Annotated in this window: 11 protein-coding genes; all 11 read right to left on the bottom strand. The window is 47.7% G+C overall.

Going from position 1 to position 15,403, the window contains the following annotated elements:
- Positions 1 to 40 precede the first annotated feature (40 nt).
- Positions 41 to 766, bottom strand: coding sequence for a polysaccharide deacetylase family protein (locus tag ACTRDR_RS11975; RefSeq protein WP_440527773.1), 726 nt, complete (start codon positions 764 to 766; stop codon positions 41 to 43).
- Between the two features lie 156 nt (positions 767 to 922).
- On the bottom strand, positions 923 to 3,139 hold the full coding sequence (locus ACTRDR_RS11970) for a methyl-accepting chemotaxis protein (RefSeq protein WP_440527757.1): 2,217 nt from the start codon (positions 3,137 to 3,139) through the stop codon (positions 923 to 925).
- A 102-nt stretch (positions 3,140 to 3,241) separates the two neighbouring features.
- Positions 3,242 to 4,471 (bottom strand): ASKHA domain-containing protein, encoded by a 1,230-nt coding sequence (locus ACTRDR_RS11965; protein WP_440527755.1) that lies wholly within the window; start codon positions 4,469 to 4,471, stop codon positions 3,242 to 3,244.
- Complete coding sequence (locus ACTRDR_RS11960; protein ID WP_440527753.1) at positions 4,464 to 4,637, bottom strand: DUF4250 domain-containing protein; 174 nt, start codon at positions 4,635 to 4,637, stop codon at positions 4,464 to 4,466. The genes ACTRDR_RS11965 and ACTRDR_RS11960 overlap by 8 nt, the downstream gene beginning before the upstream one ends.
- Before the next feature lie 93 nt (positions 4,638 to 4,730).
- Positions 4,731 to 7,331, bottom strand: coding sequence for an ATP-dependent chaperone ClpB (gene clpB / locus ACTRDR_RS11955; RefSeq protein ID WP_249326850.1), 2,601 nt, complete (start codon positions 7,329 to 7,331; stop codon positions 4,731 to 4,733).
- 561 nt (positions 7,332 to 7,892) lie between these two features.
- Positions 7,893 to 10,778, bottom strand: coding sequence for a heavy metal translocating P-type ATPase (locus ACTRDR_RS11950; protein WP_440527751.1), 2,886 nt, complete (start codon positions 10,776 to 10,778; stop codon positions 7,893 to 7,895).
- 95 nt (positions 10,779 to 10,873) lie between these two features.
- Positions 10,874 to 11,209: a metal-sensing transcriptional repressor gene (locus tag ACTRDR_RS11945; protein WP_440527749.1), complete on the bottom strand. Its 336-nt coding sequence runs from the start codon at positions 11,207 to 11,209 to the stop codon at positions 10,874 to 10,876.
- 210 nt (positions 11,210 to 11,419) lie between these two features.
- Positions 11,420 to 12,349, bottom strand: a complete 930-nt coding sequence (locus ACTRDR_RS11940; protein WP_440527747.1) for an acyl-CoA thioester hydrolase/BAAT C-terminal domain-containing protein — start codon at positions 12,347 to 12,349, stop codon at positions 11,420 to 11,422.
- A complete protein-coding gene (locus ACTRDR_RS11935; RefSeq protein WP_440527746.1) occupies positions 12,349 to 13,194 on the bottom strand; it encodes a class I SAM-dependent methyltransferase in 846 nt (281 codons plus the stop codon). The genes ACTRDR_RS11940 and ACTRDR_RS11935 overlap by 1 nt, the downstream gene beginning before the upstream one ends.
- Positions 13,195 to 13,402: 208 nt before the next feature.
- Positions 13,403 to 15,169, bottom strand: coding sequence for an InlB B-repeat-containing protein (locus tag ACTRDR_RS11930; protein WP_440527744.1), 1,767 nt, complete (start codon positions 15,167 to 15,169; stop codon positions 13,403 to 13,405).
- Positions 15,166 to 15,403 (bottom strand): hypothetical protein (locus ACTRDR_RS11925; RefSeq protein ID WP_440527742.1); only part of this gene is annotated, 238 nt, incomplete at its 5' end. The genes ACTRDR_RS11925 and ACTRDR_RS11930, both read right to left, overlap by 4 nt.

The following is a 15,403-nucleotide window of genomic DNA, read 5'->3' as shown; positions in this document are numbered from 1 at the left end:
ATTATATGCGTACATTACGGTAGGATGCAAGGATAATTTATCAGTCAAACAGAAGCTCTTCCACCGTCACAAACTGAAATCCCTCTCCCTGCAAAGCATCTATCACTTCCAGCGCCGCAATAACAGAAGTATCATAATAGTCATGCATCAGGATGATATCCCCATCTCCTGCTTTCTCCACTACCCTGGCTGCAATGCATTCCGCATTATGGGAGCACCAGTCTAAGGGGTCAATATTCCACAATACCGGAAACATGTTCAGTTCCTTCTCAAAACTTTTATCCCAGCTGCCGTAGGGCGGCCGAACGAAACTGGTTTTCTCTCCGGTGATCTCTTCTAAGACCGCATTGGTCCTCACCAGTTCCTCCCGGAAAGCCTCCCGGTTACGGGAAGTCAACTGTATATGGCTGTAAGTATGGTTGCCGATCAGGTGCCCTTCTTCCTGTTCTCTTCGGATGATCTCCGGATAATTCTCCGCATTCTCCCCAGTCACGAAAAAAGTAGCTACCACATTCCGTTCTTTCAGTCCATCCAAAAGCTGCTCCGTGTACTTCGGATGCGGTCCGTCATCAAAAGTCAGGGCAATCTTCTGAGCAAGTTCTTCCTCACAGTTGACATCTCCTGCCAGTGTTTCCCGTAATTCCTGAATTTTTCCCTCCCGGGTATTCAATTGCCTATCCCCTGCATATTGCCTTGTTCCCACTACCAGACATAATATGCCCATGACCACATCAAAGATCAGAATACCCGCCAACACTTTTCTCATTGCCAAGTCATCCGCCTGTCAGCTTTCATCCCAAATATATGCATGAGAATACTCCGCAATTCCTACCGTAGCAATTCGTTCCGAAACCAAGTAAAGGAAGATCCGGCCCCTTCTGTTCCGGATCTTCCTTTAACTCCTTCTTATAAATACTTATCCTCAGATCTTAAATACGGAGATCTCGTTCTTGAGTCCTTCCATATTCTCATCCAGCACATTTGCGGTGTCACTCAGTTTCTCTACATGTGAGAGCAGTTTGTTAGCTACGTCATTGACGGTTTCTGCACTGCCTGCGGTCTCTTCGATAATATCTGAGATATTTTTCACTGCCGCTACCGCTGCACTACGCTCGCCATCAGCCTTCTCGGTACTTATCACGATATCCTTCAGTCCCTCGATCAGCTGACTCATACGGGCCTGCATCTCACGGAATACTGCGATTACTTCTTCCACAGCCTTGGTCTGAAGTTCTACCATCGCTTTCGCCTGGCTTGCACTCTCCACACTGTTCTGCGTCTGTGCAGTAATGTTCGCAACATTGTTGCCGATCTCTCCGGCTGCCTTGGCGGAATCATCTGCCAGCTTGCGGATCTCTTCCGCTACCACAGCGAAACCTCTTCCGGCCTCTCCGGCTCTGGCTGCCTCAATGGAAGCATTCAGGGACAACAGATTCGTCTGTTCCGTAATCTCTGTGATCGTACCAACAAAGCTGTTGATGATCTCAGATTCCTTGCGGAGGGATTCAATGCTCTCGCTTACCTTCACAGTCATCTGTGTTGTCTCACCGGCACGTTCACCCAGTACCTGTACGATCTCCATTCCCTTGTTGATCATGCCTTCGGTCTCATCTACCAGTTTCTCAACACGCTCTACCACATGGCTGACTTCCTGGATCTCATTGGAGAGAATATCCGTCTTCTCCACACATTCCTGTGCATGTCTGGACTGTTCCTCCATACCTTCATTGATCTCTCCGATGGCACGGGTAATATCCTGGGAATACTCATGGATCAGTTCGGAAGCCTGTCCCACATTCTGCGCAGAAACTTCTAATTCTCCAGTGGCATTGCTTACCTGATTTACCAGCTTCTTAGTATTCGCGATCATGTTCGTCGCGGATCCTGCCAGATCCTGGAACTCATCATGACCCTTAGCTGATACCGTCACGGTCAGATCACCCTGTGCCACATCACCAAACTTTCTGGAGATACGTTTCATGTTATTCTCGATACCGACTGTAATAAAAATACCCACGATCACTACGATCACACAGGCCAGGATCACCAGGCTAATCGTCATATTACGGATCTCCATAGCCTGGCTGGTCACCACACGCATAGGTACCAGTGCACAGGTGGTAAAGCCCACTTCCGCACTGCTGCTATAGATAAAGAGGTATTTTTCTCCACGGAAATCCACTTCCGCGGTACCGGAATCCGATACTGCCTGATCCATTACTTCATTATAGAACTCATGATCGACGAATACAGTCTCATCCTCAGCCAGAGTGCTCTCTTCACCATCTTCCAGCTGCTCCACTACCAGTTCTCTTCCACCCGGAGTGATAAATCCGATGACACTGTCATCACCGATATCAATTTCCTTCAAAAAGTTTGTAATAGCCAAAGGCTTCATATCAATAACAACGCAGGCGTTATTAGACTGGCTCATCATCTGGAATGACAATATGTAGTCCCGATATGTCTCTTTTACCTTGTCATCCAGCACCGGATGACTGTCGATCCACTGCGGGATGCTTCTTCTGCCGGCACCGGAAGCTACCGACTCCTTATATTCATCCAGGAATCCATCCACACCGGAAGAAAGCTTAGTAGACAAAAGTCCCACACCTTCCTTGGGAATAATGTGCATATGACTGATGAACGGATTCGACGTCTGCACCGATAATAGATTCGACTTCGTAGCTGTCAGGAAGTTCAGCTTGTCTACCGGATTGTCCTCGAACATTCCCAGGAAATACTTCCGCAGATCATCGTCATACGCATACTTTAAGCCCTCGGAACGGATAAAATCACAGGTCATATCCAAGTATTCTGTCGCCATGCGCACAGTCTGTAACGTGGAATCCGTATATTTCTCACTTAAGCCTTCCGCAGACTTCTGATATGCCGAAATGCCGATAATGATCATGAACACGATCGGCACCAGAAAACATACTACGATCTTATTGCGTATACTGAACAGTTTGGAGCTTTTCCCACTCCTGCCGGATGTCTTCTTCGGTGTCTTTGTCTTTACAGACTTCTCCTTCGGTACTTTTGTCACCTTTTTCTCAAGTTTTGGCTTCTTTTTGGAAGCTTTCTCTTTTTTCCCCGCAAAAAGAGACTTTTTGGTTTTCTCAACATTCGTACTCATACAATATCCTCCGATACATGTAATCATATTAAGAAGTATACCATAATTATTGCTATAATGAAACAACATTTTATGCGTTTTGTTATATTTTTTTGCGCAATTTTAACAAAAATCCATCTTTTTTAAGAATGTTTCTGTGAATTTTTCCTGCTCTGCCAGATTCAATATCTGAATCTGTAATTCCTGCCGCCGGTGCAGATCATCCCATGATCGCAGCTGTCCGGTCAGTATCCTGTTTCCCACCAGTGCAGCACCACTAAGTGCTGTGTTTCCGCCGGTCACGGTACGATCTGTCAGTTCCTTCGGAAGCAGTCCGATGGCGACAGCTGCCTTCGGGTCCAGATAATAGCCAAAACCTCCCGCCAGCACCACCCTGGAAATGTCCGAAAGTCTTATTCCATAGCTTTCCGTCAGGATCTCTATGCCTGCGGCAATGGCTCCCTTCGCCAGCTGTACTGCACGCACGGCTTCTTTCGTCACAAGTACATCTCCGATACGGATCCCCCTCGTGAAATAAGGTTCCTTTAACAGTCCCTGCCGATCCATCAGTCCTTCTTCCAGAAGCTTTTGTAACAATTTCACCATATCCGCACCCCAGATACCACGGTTTGCCCCGCCCTCGAAGGCAGGTCCCGCCGCCGTGGCACAGGCATACAGCTTCTGTCTATTCCCCAGCGCCATCTCACCATTGGTACCCAGATCGATGAGCAGCATAGGTTCCTCCTGCTCCAGCATTTGACAGGCCAGTATTCCCGCTGTGATGTCCCCGCCGACAAAGGCAGACAATCCGGGAATAATATGACAGGGAACGCCTGCGATCTGTGTGTCTGTGGCTCCGCAATGACTTACCCGAAAAGGTGCCCTGCCCAGCTCTGCCGGATCCCAGCCCATCAGCAGATAGGTCATGGTGGTATTCGCCGCAATGACCATCTGTATAGACTCCTTCTCCTGCAATTTTTTGGAAAACCGCTGTACTCCCTTTTCAATGAGGTCCAGGACTTTTTTCTGCATATCCGCAGCCTTCCCCGGATCCCTTGCTGCCTCTATCCGGGAGAGTACATCAGCACCGTAGCCGACCTGGGGATTCACACTCGGAAAACTGTCCACTATTTTACCGTCTGCATCATAGAGCTGCATAGCAATGGTAGTCGTTCCGATATCCACTGTCATCAGCCGGATACCTTCCGTATTCTGCAAAGATAACGGAGGAAACTCCAGTTTTTCCGTCACCACCTGCATCCCCCGGATCACTCCGGGACATCTGCCGCAGCCGGTGCAGATCAGACATCTGGTTCCCTTTTTCCCTGTAAGACTACTGGTTGTATTATACAAACTGATTCCTCTCTTCATTGTAATGATAATCGATGGATGCCAGCTTATCCCTGATCTCCTGTTCATTCACTTCCAGATCATCGCAAAGCTGCTCCAGGTTTCCGTAGTAGTCACGGAGTTTCAGATTGATAAAGCTTAATAACATGACAGGATCCTGTGGTATCATAAAAAAACCTCTCTTTAAAAATTTTATTACTATTATCTTAAACGAAAAAAGCGAAAATGACAAGTCTGCCACTTTCGCTTTTCGTATTACTGCTTATTTATTTTTAGAGCCTTTCTCACATTTTGCGGAAAGCTTGTCGTCCTCTACGGTAATGACGATCGTATCGCCCTCCTCCACCTGATCTGCCAGGATCATCTTGGCAGCCAGGGTCTCCACATACTTCTGAATATAACGTTTCAGAGGTCGTGCACCATAGACCGGGTCATACGCGTTATCCACGATGTACTGCATAGCCTCGTCCGACAGACGGATCGTCAGCTGCTTATCCTCCAGACGCTTGTTCAGATCGGCAATGATCAGATGAATGATACCGCCGATATTATCTTTGGTCAGAGGCTTGAACAGGATCGTCTCATCCAGACGGTTCAGAAATTCCGGACGGAAATGTGCACGCAGGTCGTTCATGACTGCTGCCTCTGCCTCCGGCTTGATGGTACCGTCTTCGTTGATGCCATCCAGCAGATAGCTTGCGCCGATGTTGGATGTCATGATCAGGATCGTATTCTTGAAATCTACGGTACGCCCCTGAGAATCGGTGATACGCCCGTCATCCAGTACCTGTAACAGTACATTGAATACATCAGGATGGGCCTTTTCGATCTCATCAAACAATACCACGCTGTAAGGTTTTCTCCGGACAGCTTCGGTCAGCTGACCACCCTCTTCGTATCCTACATATCCGGGAGGCGCACCGATCAGACGGGAGACAGAATATTTCTCCATGTATTCACTCATATCGATACGAACCATGTTGTTCTCGTCGTCAAACAGTGCTGCTGCCAGGCTCTTCGCCAGCTCCGTCTTACCCACACCGGTAGGTCCTAAGAACAGGAAGGAACCGATGGGCTTGCTGGGATCCTTGATGCCGGCTTTGGAACGGATGATAGCTTCGGTAACCTTAGTCACGCCTTCGTCCTGTCCAACTACACGTTTGTGCAGTTCTTCGTCAAGGTGAAGGGTCTTGTTACGCTCACTCTCGGTCAGTTTTGCTACCGGTATGCCGGTCCAGCGGGAAATAATCCTTGCGATCTCTTCCTCAGACACCTTTTCATGTACCAGCGACATATCCGATTCGCCGACCTTATTTTCCTCCTGCTCCAGCTGTTTCTCCAGTGCAGGAAGTTCGCTGTATTTTAATCTGCCCGCTTTCTCATAGTCTCCTTCCCGCTCTGCAATCTGGATCTCATTGTTGATACGGTCTCTGTCCTCACGCAGCTTGGAAAGCTTATCTACGGATGCCTTCTCGTTATCCCACTGTGCTTTTCTCGTATTGAACTGATCCTTTAACTCTGCCAGTTCCTTCTGCAGATCAGCCAAACGTTCCTTACTGATCCGGTCATCCTCTTTTTTCAGAGCAGTCTCCTCGATCTCCAGCTGTGTCACCTTACGTTGCAGTTCATCCAGCTCCGTAGGCATACTGTCCATCTCGGTCTTGATCAGAGCGCAGGCTTCATCCACCAGGTCGATTGCCTTATCCGGCAGGAATCTGTCGGTGATATAACGGTTGGAAAGTACGGCTGCACTTACCAGCGCATTATCCATGATTTTAACGCCATGATATACTTCATAACGATCCTTCAGTCCACGCAGGATAGAAATCGTGTCCTCCACAGTAGGTTCTTCTACCATAACCGGCTGGAAACGACGTTCCAGAGCGGCATCTTTTTCAATATACTGTCTGTATTCATCCAGGGTGGTAGCACCGATACAGTGCAGCTCACCACGAGCCAGCATAGGTTTTAACATATTGCCTGCATCCAGAGCGCCATCTGTCTTACCGGCACCGACGATGGTGTGCAACTCATCAATGAACAGAATGATCTGTCCGTCGCTGTTCTTCACATCATCCAGTACGGCTTTCAGACGTTCCTCGAATTCGCCTCTGTATTTTGCACCGGCTACCAGTGCACCCATATCCAGTGCGAAAATCTTCTTATCCTTCAGTCCCTGCGGTACATCACCTTTTACAATACGCTGTGCCAGTCCTTCCACCACGGCGGTCTTACCGACACCGGGTTCACCGATAAGTACAGGGTTGTTCTTCGTTTTACGGGACAGGATACGTACCACATTACGGATCTCACTGTCTCGTCCGATGACAGGATCCAGCTTCTGGTTTCTCGCTTTCTCCACCAGATCCTGACCGTATTTTTCCAAAGTATCATAAGTAGCTTCCGGATTGTCACTGGTAACTCTCTGGTTACCTCTTACGGTAGACAGAGCCTGTAAAAAACGCTCTCTTGTGATGCCGTATTCCTTCCAGATCTCGGCGATCTCCTTGTTGGGATTCCTGATCATGGCAAGGAACAGATGCTCAACGGAGACATATTCATCTCCCATCTGCTTTGCCTCATCTGATGCGCTGACCAGTACCTTGTTCAGATACTGACCGACATAAGGCTGACCGCCCTGCACCTTTACTCTTTTCTCCAGAGCCTGTTTTGCACGGTTTACAAAGTGATCCTTCTGGATCTCCATCTTCTCCACAAGTTTTAAGATCAAGCTGTCATCCAGTGTCAGCAGACTGTACAGCAGATGCTCCTGCTCGATCTCCTGGTTGCCATATTCCATGGCAAGCTTTTCACAGCCGTTGACGGCTTCTATGGATTTCTGTGTAAATTTATCAATATTCATAATCGTTCGCCTCCTCACATAAGGTTATACAATTTGCAACTGTTCAGAACCATTAAACATTGCCTAAGCTTTGTTGAATGCCAGCATTCATAAAAAGCTTTGACAATATTTATTTTGCACAGAACAGACTCACATGCTTCCTGTTTCATCTGTTCTATTGTTACTATAACACTTATTCTGAGAAAATCAATTAAGAAATTATAAACTTTATATAGAATCTTTGGAAAATTATTTTTTCTTTTGCATGGGTCTATACAGGAAAAAATGGCACTCAGATACTTTTTCTGTCATAAAATCATACAAAATGTTTCCCTTTGGGTCTATAGAGAAAAATTTACTTTCCAGATACTCATTTTCCATGTTTTAAGTACCCAGACGACATTTTTTTCTGCATAGACCCATATACCGCAAAAATTCATGAAATACAGTAGTGAAAAGTACCTGTGGATCACTTCTTCCTCTATAGACCCAAAACGGCGCTGCCCAGTGTCATGTCTGTAAACATAACATCTGGTCAGCGCCATTTCTCCTTTTACGTTGGCAAAAGCTGACGGTAAAACCTTATTTTGTGGTAATTCCCTTCACCTCATATCCTGCGTCCACCACAGCCTTGGTCAGTACCTCATCTGCCACATCGGATGCCAGTTCCACGGTAGCGTTTTTCTGCTCCAGGCTCATGGTTACAGCTTTCACGCCTTCTACTGCCTCCAGTGCCTTCTGTACGGTTCCGGTGCAGTGATTGCACATCATTCCTTCGATGCTGATTACTTTTGTCATTGTGTTTGTCCTCTCTTTCTCCTGCTTTACATCTTGTCTGTTATTTTGCTCTACGGGGGTTTTCAGTATGCACTGTTCTTCCTCCGCAGCTGCATGCGTTATCTCGATTTCCTTATGGGATGCTTTCGATGTTCCCTTTTTCAGCGGGGTGAATCCGCTCTTAAAGCCTCTCAGCCGCAGGGCATTTCCCACGACGAAGATACTGCTTAAGCTCATGGCTGCCGCGCCGAACATGGGATTCAGCCGGATCTGGAATGCCGGATACAACACACCGGCCGCCAGAGGGATGCCGATGCAGTTGTAGAAAAATGCCCAGAACAGGTTTTCCTTAATATTACGGATCACGGAACGGCTCAGCTTCATGGCGGTCACCGCATCCCGCAGATCGTTTTTCATCAGGATAATGTCAGCACTCTCCATGGCGACATCGGTACCTGCGCCGATAGCCATACCCACATCTGCTGCCGCCAATGCGGGAGCATCGTTGATACCGTCGCCGATCATGGCTACCTTGTGTCCCTGTGCTTTCAATTCACTGACCTTTTTCTCCTTATCCTGCGGCAGTACCTCTGCCACGACTTCGGAGATGCCAAGCTTCTGCCGTACGGCTTCCGCGGTGCGGCGGTTGTCTCCGGTCAGCATGATGACTCTGACACCCATTTTCTCCCATGCGTTGATTGCTTCATAGGAGGTGGCTTTGACAGTATCTGATACACCGATGATCCCTAAGAATCTTCCTTCCTGCGCCACCAGAAGCGGTGTCATGCCTTCGTCTGCCATCCGGTTCAGACCTTCTGCGGCTCCCTGCGGCAGTATGATATTCTTCTCTTGTAAAAATGCAAGATTGCCTACATAAAACTTCGTACCTGCCGGAATTATTACGTTGTCGGTATGCGATAGTGCGTTTTCCGCCATCAGGTTCTGTTTTGCGGTCTTGCCGGAGACATCTGTGGTGTCGTTTTGTTTTCCGGCATAAAACACCGCCGTAGGACCGTCATTTTTTGTTACTTCCACTGCCCGGAAATCCGCTGCCAGCGCACCTTCCACACCACGGCCGAAGGTTGCCTTGAAATCCACGATTTCCGGAATTGTCAGACGGAATCTTTCCGCATATTCCACTACCGCCTCTGCCAGCGGATGCTCACTCTTTTTCTCTAACGCCGCTGCGATCTGCATCATGGCATCCGCAGGAAAATCACTCTGATAACCGCCTACTTCTTCTACCTTTAACTTGCCGCTTGTGATGGTTCCGGTCTTGTCCAGCACCACAGTGTCGATCTCCTTGGCCTGCTGTAAGGCTTCCCCGGTCTTGATCAGGATGCCGTTACCTGCTCCTACGCCGGTACCCACCATGATAGCCACCGGAGTTGCCAGTCCCAGCGCACAGGGACAGGAAATCACCAGTACGGCAATGGCTGTGGAAATAGCGAATTCCGCGGTGGCGCCGTTTAGCAGCCATACGATCAGAGTGATCAGGGAAATGGTCATGACCGTAGGCACGAAGACCCCTGCCACCTTATCTGCCAGCTGTGCAATCGGAGCCTTGCTGGCGCTGGCTTCCTCCACTAAGCGGATGATCTGTGCCAGCGTCGTATCATCGCCGACACGGTCCGCACGGCATTTTAAGAAACCTGCTTTGTTCACGGTAGCAGAAACCACATGGTCGCCCGCCTGTTTCTCCACAGGGACACTCTCACCGGTGATGGCTGCTTCGTCCACACTGGAGTTACCCTCCAGCACGATGCCGTCCACCGGTACCAGACTTCCGGGCTTTACCAGGAAAATGTCGCCCTTTTGCAGGCTCTCCGTAGGCACTTCCTTCTCCTGTCCGTCCCCGGTTACGAGGATTGCCACCTTGGGAGCCAGATTCATCAGTTTGGTAATAGCCTCACTGGTCTTGCCCTTGGAACGGCTCTCCAGATATTTTCCGACCGTGATCAGGGTCAGGATCGTACCGGAGGATTCAAAATACAGATCGTGGGAATAATGTTCTACTACTGCCATGTCACCGTAACCTAAGCCATAGCTGATCCGGTACATGGCGAAAATGCCGTACACCAGTGCTGCGCCGGATCCTAAGGCGATCAGGCTGTCCATGTTTGGGCTACGGTGCGCCAGGGTTTTAAATCCTACGGAGAAAAACTTCCGGTTCACATACAGAATCGGCAACAACAGTAAAAACTGTGTCATTGCAAAATTCATAGCGTTGGCATTGCCGTGCATAGTATTCACGATAAATGCAGGAACCGGAATTCCAAACCATTCTTTAAGCATGTGGTGCATGGACACATACATTAACGGGATCAGGAAGCCGATGGAGATTCCAAGCCGCCACTTCATGGCTCTTGCGTCTGCATCCAGCTTCTGCTGCAATTCCTGCTTGCCGTCGACTGCGGACCTTCCTATACTTCCAGCATTTCCGGAAGTGCTCTGTCCGCCTGCACCTGCCACACTGCCTTCGGTCATCACCGAAGCGCCATAGCCTGCTTTCACCACAGCATCGATGATTTCCGCCGAAGTGATCTTCGTCTCGTCATAGGTCACATCCATGGTCTCGGTTAACAGATTCACGGATGCTTTTTCCACATTTTCCAGTTTATTGACTGCCTTTTCCACATGCGAAGAGCATGCAGAGCAGGACATTCCCGTAACATGATATCTTTCCTTCATAAAAATAACCTTGCCTTTCCATAAACTGCAAAGTTTCTGTTATTTTCAGTGCCTTACAGCACAAATTTACAGTTTTATCCGCAGTCATGCCTCTCTTATTTCAATTTTTTTACCAGATCCACTGCTTCATCTACGATAGCAGTATTCCCTTTCCGGATCTCTTCCACCACGCAGGTCTCCATATGTTCCTTCAGGATTGCATAGCCAAAAGCCTGCAGGGCGCTCTCCACCGCAGCTACCTGCGTCAGGATATCTCCGCAGTAGCGGTTTTCTTCCAGCATCCGGCTGATACCGTTCAGTTGCCCGGTCATGCGGCTTAAACGGTTCTGTAATTGTTTTCTTTCTTTTTCAGAGCGAGGTGTTGCTTTCTGATGACAATGGCAACATTCCATGCCCTTCTCTTCTAATTTTTCTTCTATTTTTTCTGCCATACTTTCTCCCATTCTGAAGCCGGTTCCTGCTATTTTTTTCTAAATGCCCACATATTCTTTATTGTCCTCCGATCACATAACAGCGTTCAATATATGTAGAAGGACTAATTGTTGCAGCTATACAAAATACCTTATAGGGGTATATCTCGTCTTTTCTACAAGGTATACCCCTATAGGGTATTTGTCAAGAGGTATTTTCAAAACAGGTCACTATTTGTCACGCCACTCACATATAATGTGTGTCATACGACGATCAATTTCAATGCGTGCCGTTTTGCACTCCCCGGGATATTTTTTTGCTGCACTGAATGCCAGAGTGACAAAGAGTGCAGAACCTACGGGCAGCATGGTCTTGAGCATCCCCTCCGGGAAAACAAAGTGTGTGCCGTGTTCATATATGAGTGCCTCTACTTCACAGGTGTGCGGTTGTACCGCAAGACGTTTCTCCATGCGGCGGATGTATTTTGCAGTGTCCCATAAAGCATCATCCTCTGCACCGACAAGGAACAGCTTGCCACGGATATTCTCGACCTTTATGAATTCCTCCTCTGCTATCGGGTGTGCCGCTTCGGAGTCGTCAAACAGCTTGCGTGAGGCTACCATATTGCCGGTACGTCTGGACTCCTCCGAGATTGTTTGCCAATAGTCGGGGTGTTTATAGCAAAACGGCATGTAAGGCAGCGGTCTGCCCTTGTAGGAGAAAAGCGATTCACCCTCTATTGGCCATTCCTTGCAGCCGTCCTTTTTGCCCTGCATGAACCCCTGCCATACGAAATCGCTTGGTGTCATTGCGATGGTCAGAGAAATATCATCGAATATCGAAGCAGCCGTCAACGCAAGAGTTCCCGTAGTTGAGGCTCCCGCAATTCCTATCTTTGCGCTGCCGTGCGATTTGAGCCATGCTATTGCTTTTTCGATGCACTCAAGCGGGTAGTTGTGATGACTATAGTCCTTTTTTGCGGGCGACATGGTCAATACGTTTACGCCGAGGCGAAGTAGCCATTTTACCGCAGAGCGCGCCATATAATCCTCGGGATCGTCGCCAAGCATAGCGATGACAGTGCAGTCCGAGCCGCCCCTGCACTCCCAATATGCGCCGTAAAATCCGTCACTTTCAGTATCAAAATGAATGTGTTTCATTATAATTGCTCCTTTCCAAAACTGATCCTTACAATCTGCATCTTCATGATTCTGTCACCGGTCTTGGCAAGGAAACGGAATAATCCGCTGACGGAAGGATCGCGAAGATCATTGTAGCCCAGCATATATCCACGGCTTGTGACCTGTAATCTGCTGTCCCACAGGGAAATCTCACTTTTCGCATCCGAAACCGCAAAATACGCTCCCACATCCTGAATTTTAGCGCTCCTTAGCCATGTCTTTGCTATCATCTTAACCGCTGTCCGGTTCGCTGCGTCAAATACCAGCACACCACCGGGAAAACTGTCAGCCATTGCCTGTACCAGCGTCCTGACTTGCTCCGTCAGAAAATAATAGAATACTCCGGAGGCAAAGAATATCGCCCCTCCGGACGCGTCAATTTTGGTAAACCATTCCGTATCATTCAAATTGCAGGGAATATTTTCCTCACGGTCTCCGGCAGGCAGTAATTGATTGCGTACGGCGATAACATCCGGAAAATCCAGATTGTAAATTTTACAGCTGCCATTGTCACAAGCTCTGCCGGTACTATCAAGTCCACAGCCCAAATTGACCACCGCCGCATCGGGATGGTCTGCCAGATAATTTTGTACCTCCCACGCAAGGTCATTCTGCCGCATAGCAACCTCCAGCGAACCGAAACGTTGCATCAGGCCGTGGGATTTTTTCTCCACCTGTGAAAAGTCATAGTCGATCTGGTCGATCAGGTGTACCGCCATCTCGTCCCGATAAAGGTTCGGATACAACTCCGAGCATAGCTTTCGGGAATAAAGCGGGATGATCAGCGTCTCCTGTACGGTGTTCTTCTCAATCTTGTATTTCATGGGTATCTCTCACTTTCTCGCATCGCTATCATTTCTTTATGTGTTAGTTTTATCTAACCTCAGTACAGTGTTATGCGGTTAGATAGTGCTAACTTGCGTATCTTAGAAAAGCCGCATTGCTGCGGCCTTTCGGCTGACTGTTTTGTGTTTTCGTTCATATTATACTGAACTTATTTCTGTTTTGCAAGGTAGATTTCCTAATGCTTTTTTATCCGTGCTTTCTCTGAAGTAAGATTCCCATGGTAATCAGAAGAATTCCCCCGAAAAGTAACATGATTTCCATTACATAAGCTGTAATGTCTTCTCCCGTCTTCGGTACCATGTCCAATTCCTGCGTAACTGCCTGTGTTGTAGCCGGCTGTACATCAGAACTGTTGTCATCGTTTCCTTTAGAATCCTCATGAGAGTTTCCACCGGTACTAGTACCTGCAGTCGTCTTTTCCTTTTTTACAATGACATAGGTAGAAAACTGATTGGTCTCGAAGGTGACTTTTCCATCGATCACTTTCGTAGGCAATGCAGTGGTAGTTCCGTTATGATCTCTCACCACAACATAGTCATAATTCGCATCGTAGTTGTTGATTCCAAGACTTAAGGTAATCGGATTCGTAAATTCCGTAATCTTTGTTTCCCAGTTCGTGCCATCCCCTTTGGCTACGATCTGGTTCAGATTCAATTCCACTGCCTGTGCAGATATCGCCCCTGCTACTTTCTGCTGTGCCGCCGTCATATCGTATCCGGTACTGTCGGCAACTGTCAGCTGAAGATTACCGCTTCCTGCTGCATTGGCGCCGTTGCTGATGGATACGGAAGTCACTTCCTTCGCAGCTGATATATCCACCATGTCATCCGCTTTTCCAAATATTCCTTTCAAATGGATCTGGGTATTTGGCATCGTGAAGGTAAATGTGGAAACATCCTTTGCCGCTGCCAGGCTCATCCCGTTTAGTGAAACTCCCTTCAACTGGTATCCGTAATCCGGCTTCAATTCCACGGTAACCTTATCCCCCGGCTGTACCACCAGATTTCCACCGCTGTTGTTTCCTGCATTGTTTCCATAAGGATCGTTGGTATTGGGTACAGCATCATTGATTTGAATGATCCGGGCCGTCCCATGCTCCAGATAAGCATCCTCTCCGTAGGTTTTCGAATCATATCCCCATGTTATTGTAATTCTCTCTTTGTCCACCTGAATGGAATAGTTTCTTTTTCCCGTCCATGTCATCGCATTATCTTCTGAAGTTCCGGCTCCCTGGATTATATATTTTCCTGAACCGCTATTAAGTACATATACTTTTACCGTGTCCACAGAATCGTCCACTCTGTATTCTTCTCCAGCCACAGAAATCTTTTTTTCTCCGAGCCATTGATTCAACGTTTTATAGGTCTCTCCGATTCCTATATAGATTTCGATATTACTTTTTTTCCATGTGACATAATCGTTTGAAGAAATACCGTCACCTTCTAATCGAAAACAGATATTGTTTCCCGTTCCCGGATTCGGTCCGGGTACATTTCCTCCCGCTGCTTCGAACATGTGTTCAAATTTCAGATCCACATTTTCTACCTTGGTTTGATAAATATACGAAGCACCATTGTAGGTCATGCTTGCATCTGCGATGCTCTGACCATTCACCATAAAGCTTCTCAGGACGCAATCCTTATCCGGTGTCAGTGTTATGGTAAGCTCTTTTCCTGCTGCCACAGTTGCCTGTGCAGCATCCCCCTGTAATCCGGCCCCTTCTATTTTCATACTACCGGCAGCATATTGGAATACACCATTCTGCGCACTGTTCCACTGTGTATGCCTATCCGCACCCACCGTATATGTCTGGCTGTTGTCCTCTGCTCTTACATGAAATTCCGGCAAAGCTCCCAATATCAACACCATTAAAAGTAAAAAAACAAATATCGTTCTCCTGCTTTTGTACATCAGTGCAAGTCCTCCTTTTATAATATACTTATATATATTCATAGGATACCTGCCTTTTTCAAGTTGACATTTGTCTCAACCTGCCAAATCCACGCATTTTCTGCGTTCATGGGTATCACAATGCCAATCCTTCTCTCATACCCACGCTTTCTCGGCTCCGTGGGTATCTCATCGTAAATCTGCCTCCCATACCCACGATTCCTCTGCTCCGTGGGTATCTCATCGTCAATCCGTCTCTCATACCCACGATCCCTCTGCTCCGTGGGTATCTCATCG

It is taken from the genome of Simiaoa sp., from assembly GCF_051972595.1.
In the GTDB taxonomy this organism is placed as follows: domain Bacteria; phylum Bacillota; class Clostridia; order Lachnospirales; family Lachnospiraceae; genus Acetatifactor; species Acetatifactor hominis.
Note: the sequence above shows the minus strand (reverse complement) of the source record. Positions and strands in the feature narration are given on the sequence as shown.

Coding starts and splice junctions, on each gene's coding strand:
- ACTRDR_RS11975 (WP_440527773.1), bottom strand. CDS start 766: ATGAGAAAAGTGTTGGCGGGTATTCTGATCTTTGATGTGGTCATGGGC.
- ACTRDR_RS11970 (WP_440527757.1), bottom strand. CDS start 3,139: ATGAGTACGAATGTTGAGAAAACCAAAAAGTCTCTTTTTGCGGGGAAA.
- ACTRDR_RS11960 (WP_440527753.1), bottom strand. CDS start 4,637: ATGATACCACAGGATCCTGTCATGTTATTAAGCTTTATCAATCTGAAA.
- clpB (WP_249326850.1), bottom strand. CDS start 7,331: ATGAATATTGATAAATTTACACAGAAATCCATAGAAGCCGTCAACGGC.
- ACTRDR_RS11950 (WP_440527751.1), bottom strand. CDS start 10,778: ATGAAGGAAAGATATCATGTTACGGGAATGTCCTGCTCTGCATGCTCT.
- ACTRDR_RS11945 (WP_440527749.1), bottom strand. CDS start 11,209: ATGGCAGAAAAAATAGAAGAAAAATTAGAAGAGAAGGGCATGGAATGT.
- ACTRDR_RS11940 (WP_440527747.1), bottom strand. CDS start 12,349: ATGAAACACATTCATTTTGATACTGAAAGTGACGGATTTTACGGCGCA.
- ACTRDR_RS11935 (WP_440527746.1), bottom strand. CDS start 13,194: ATGAAATACAAGATTGAGAAGAACACCGTACAGGAGACGCTGATCATC.
- ACTRDR_RS11930 (WP_440527744.1), bottom strand. CDS start 15,169: ATGAATATATATAAGTATATTATAAAAGGAGGACTTGCACTGATGTAC.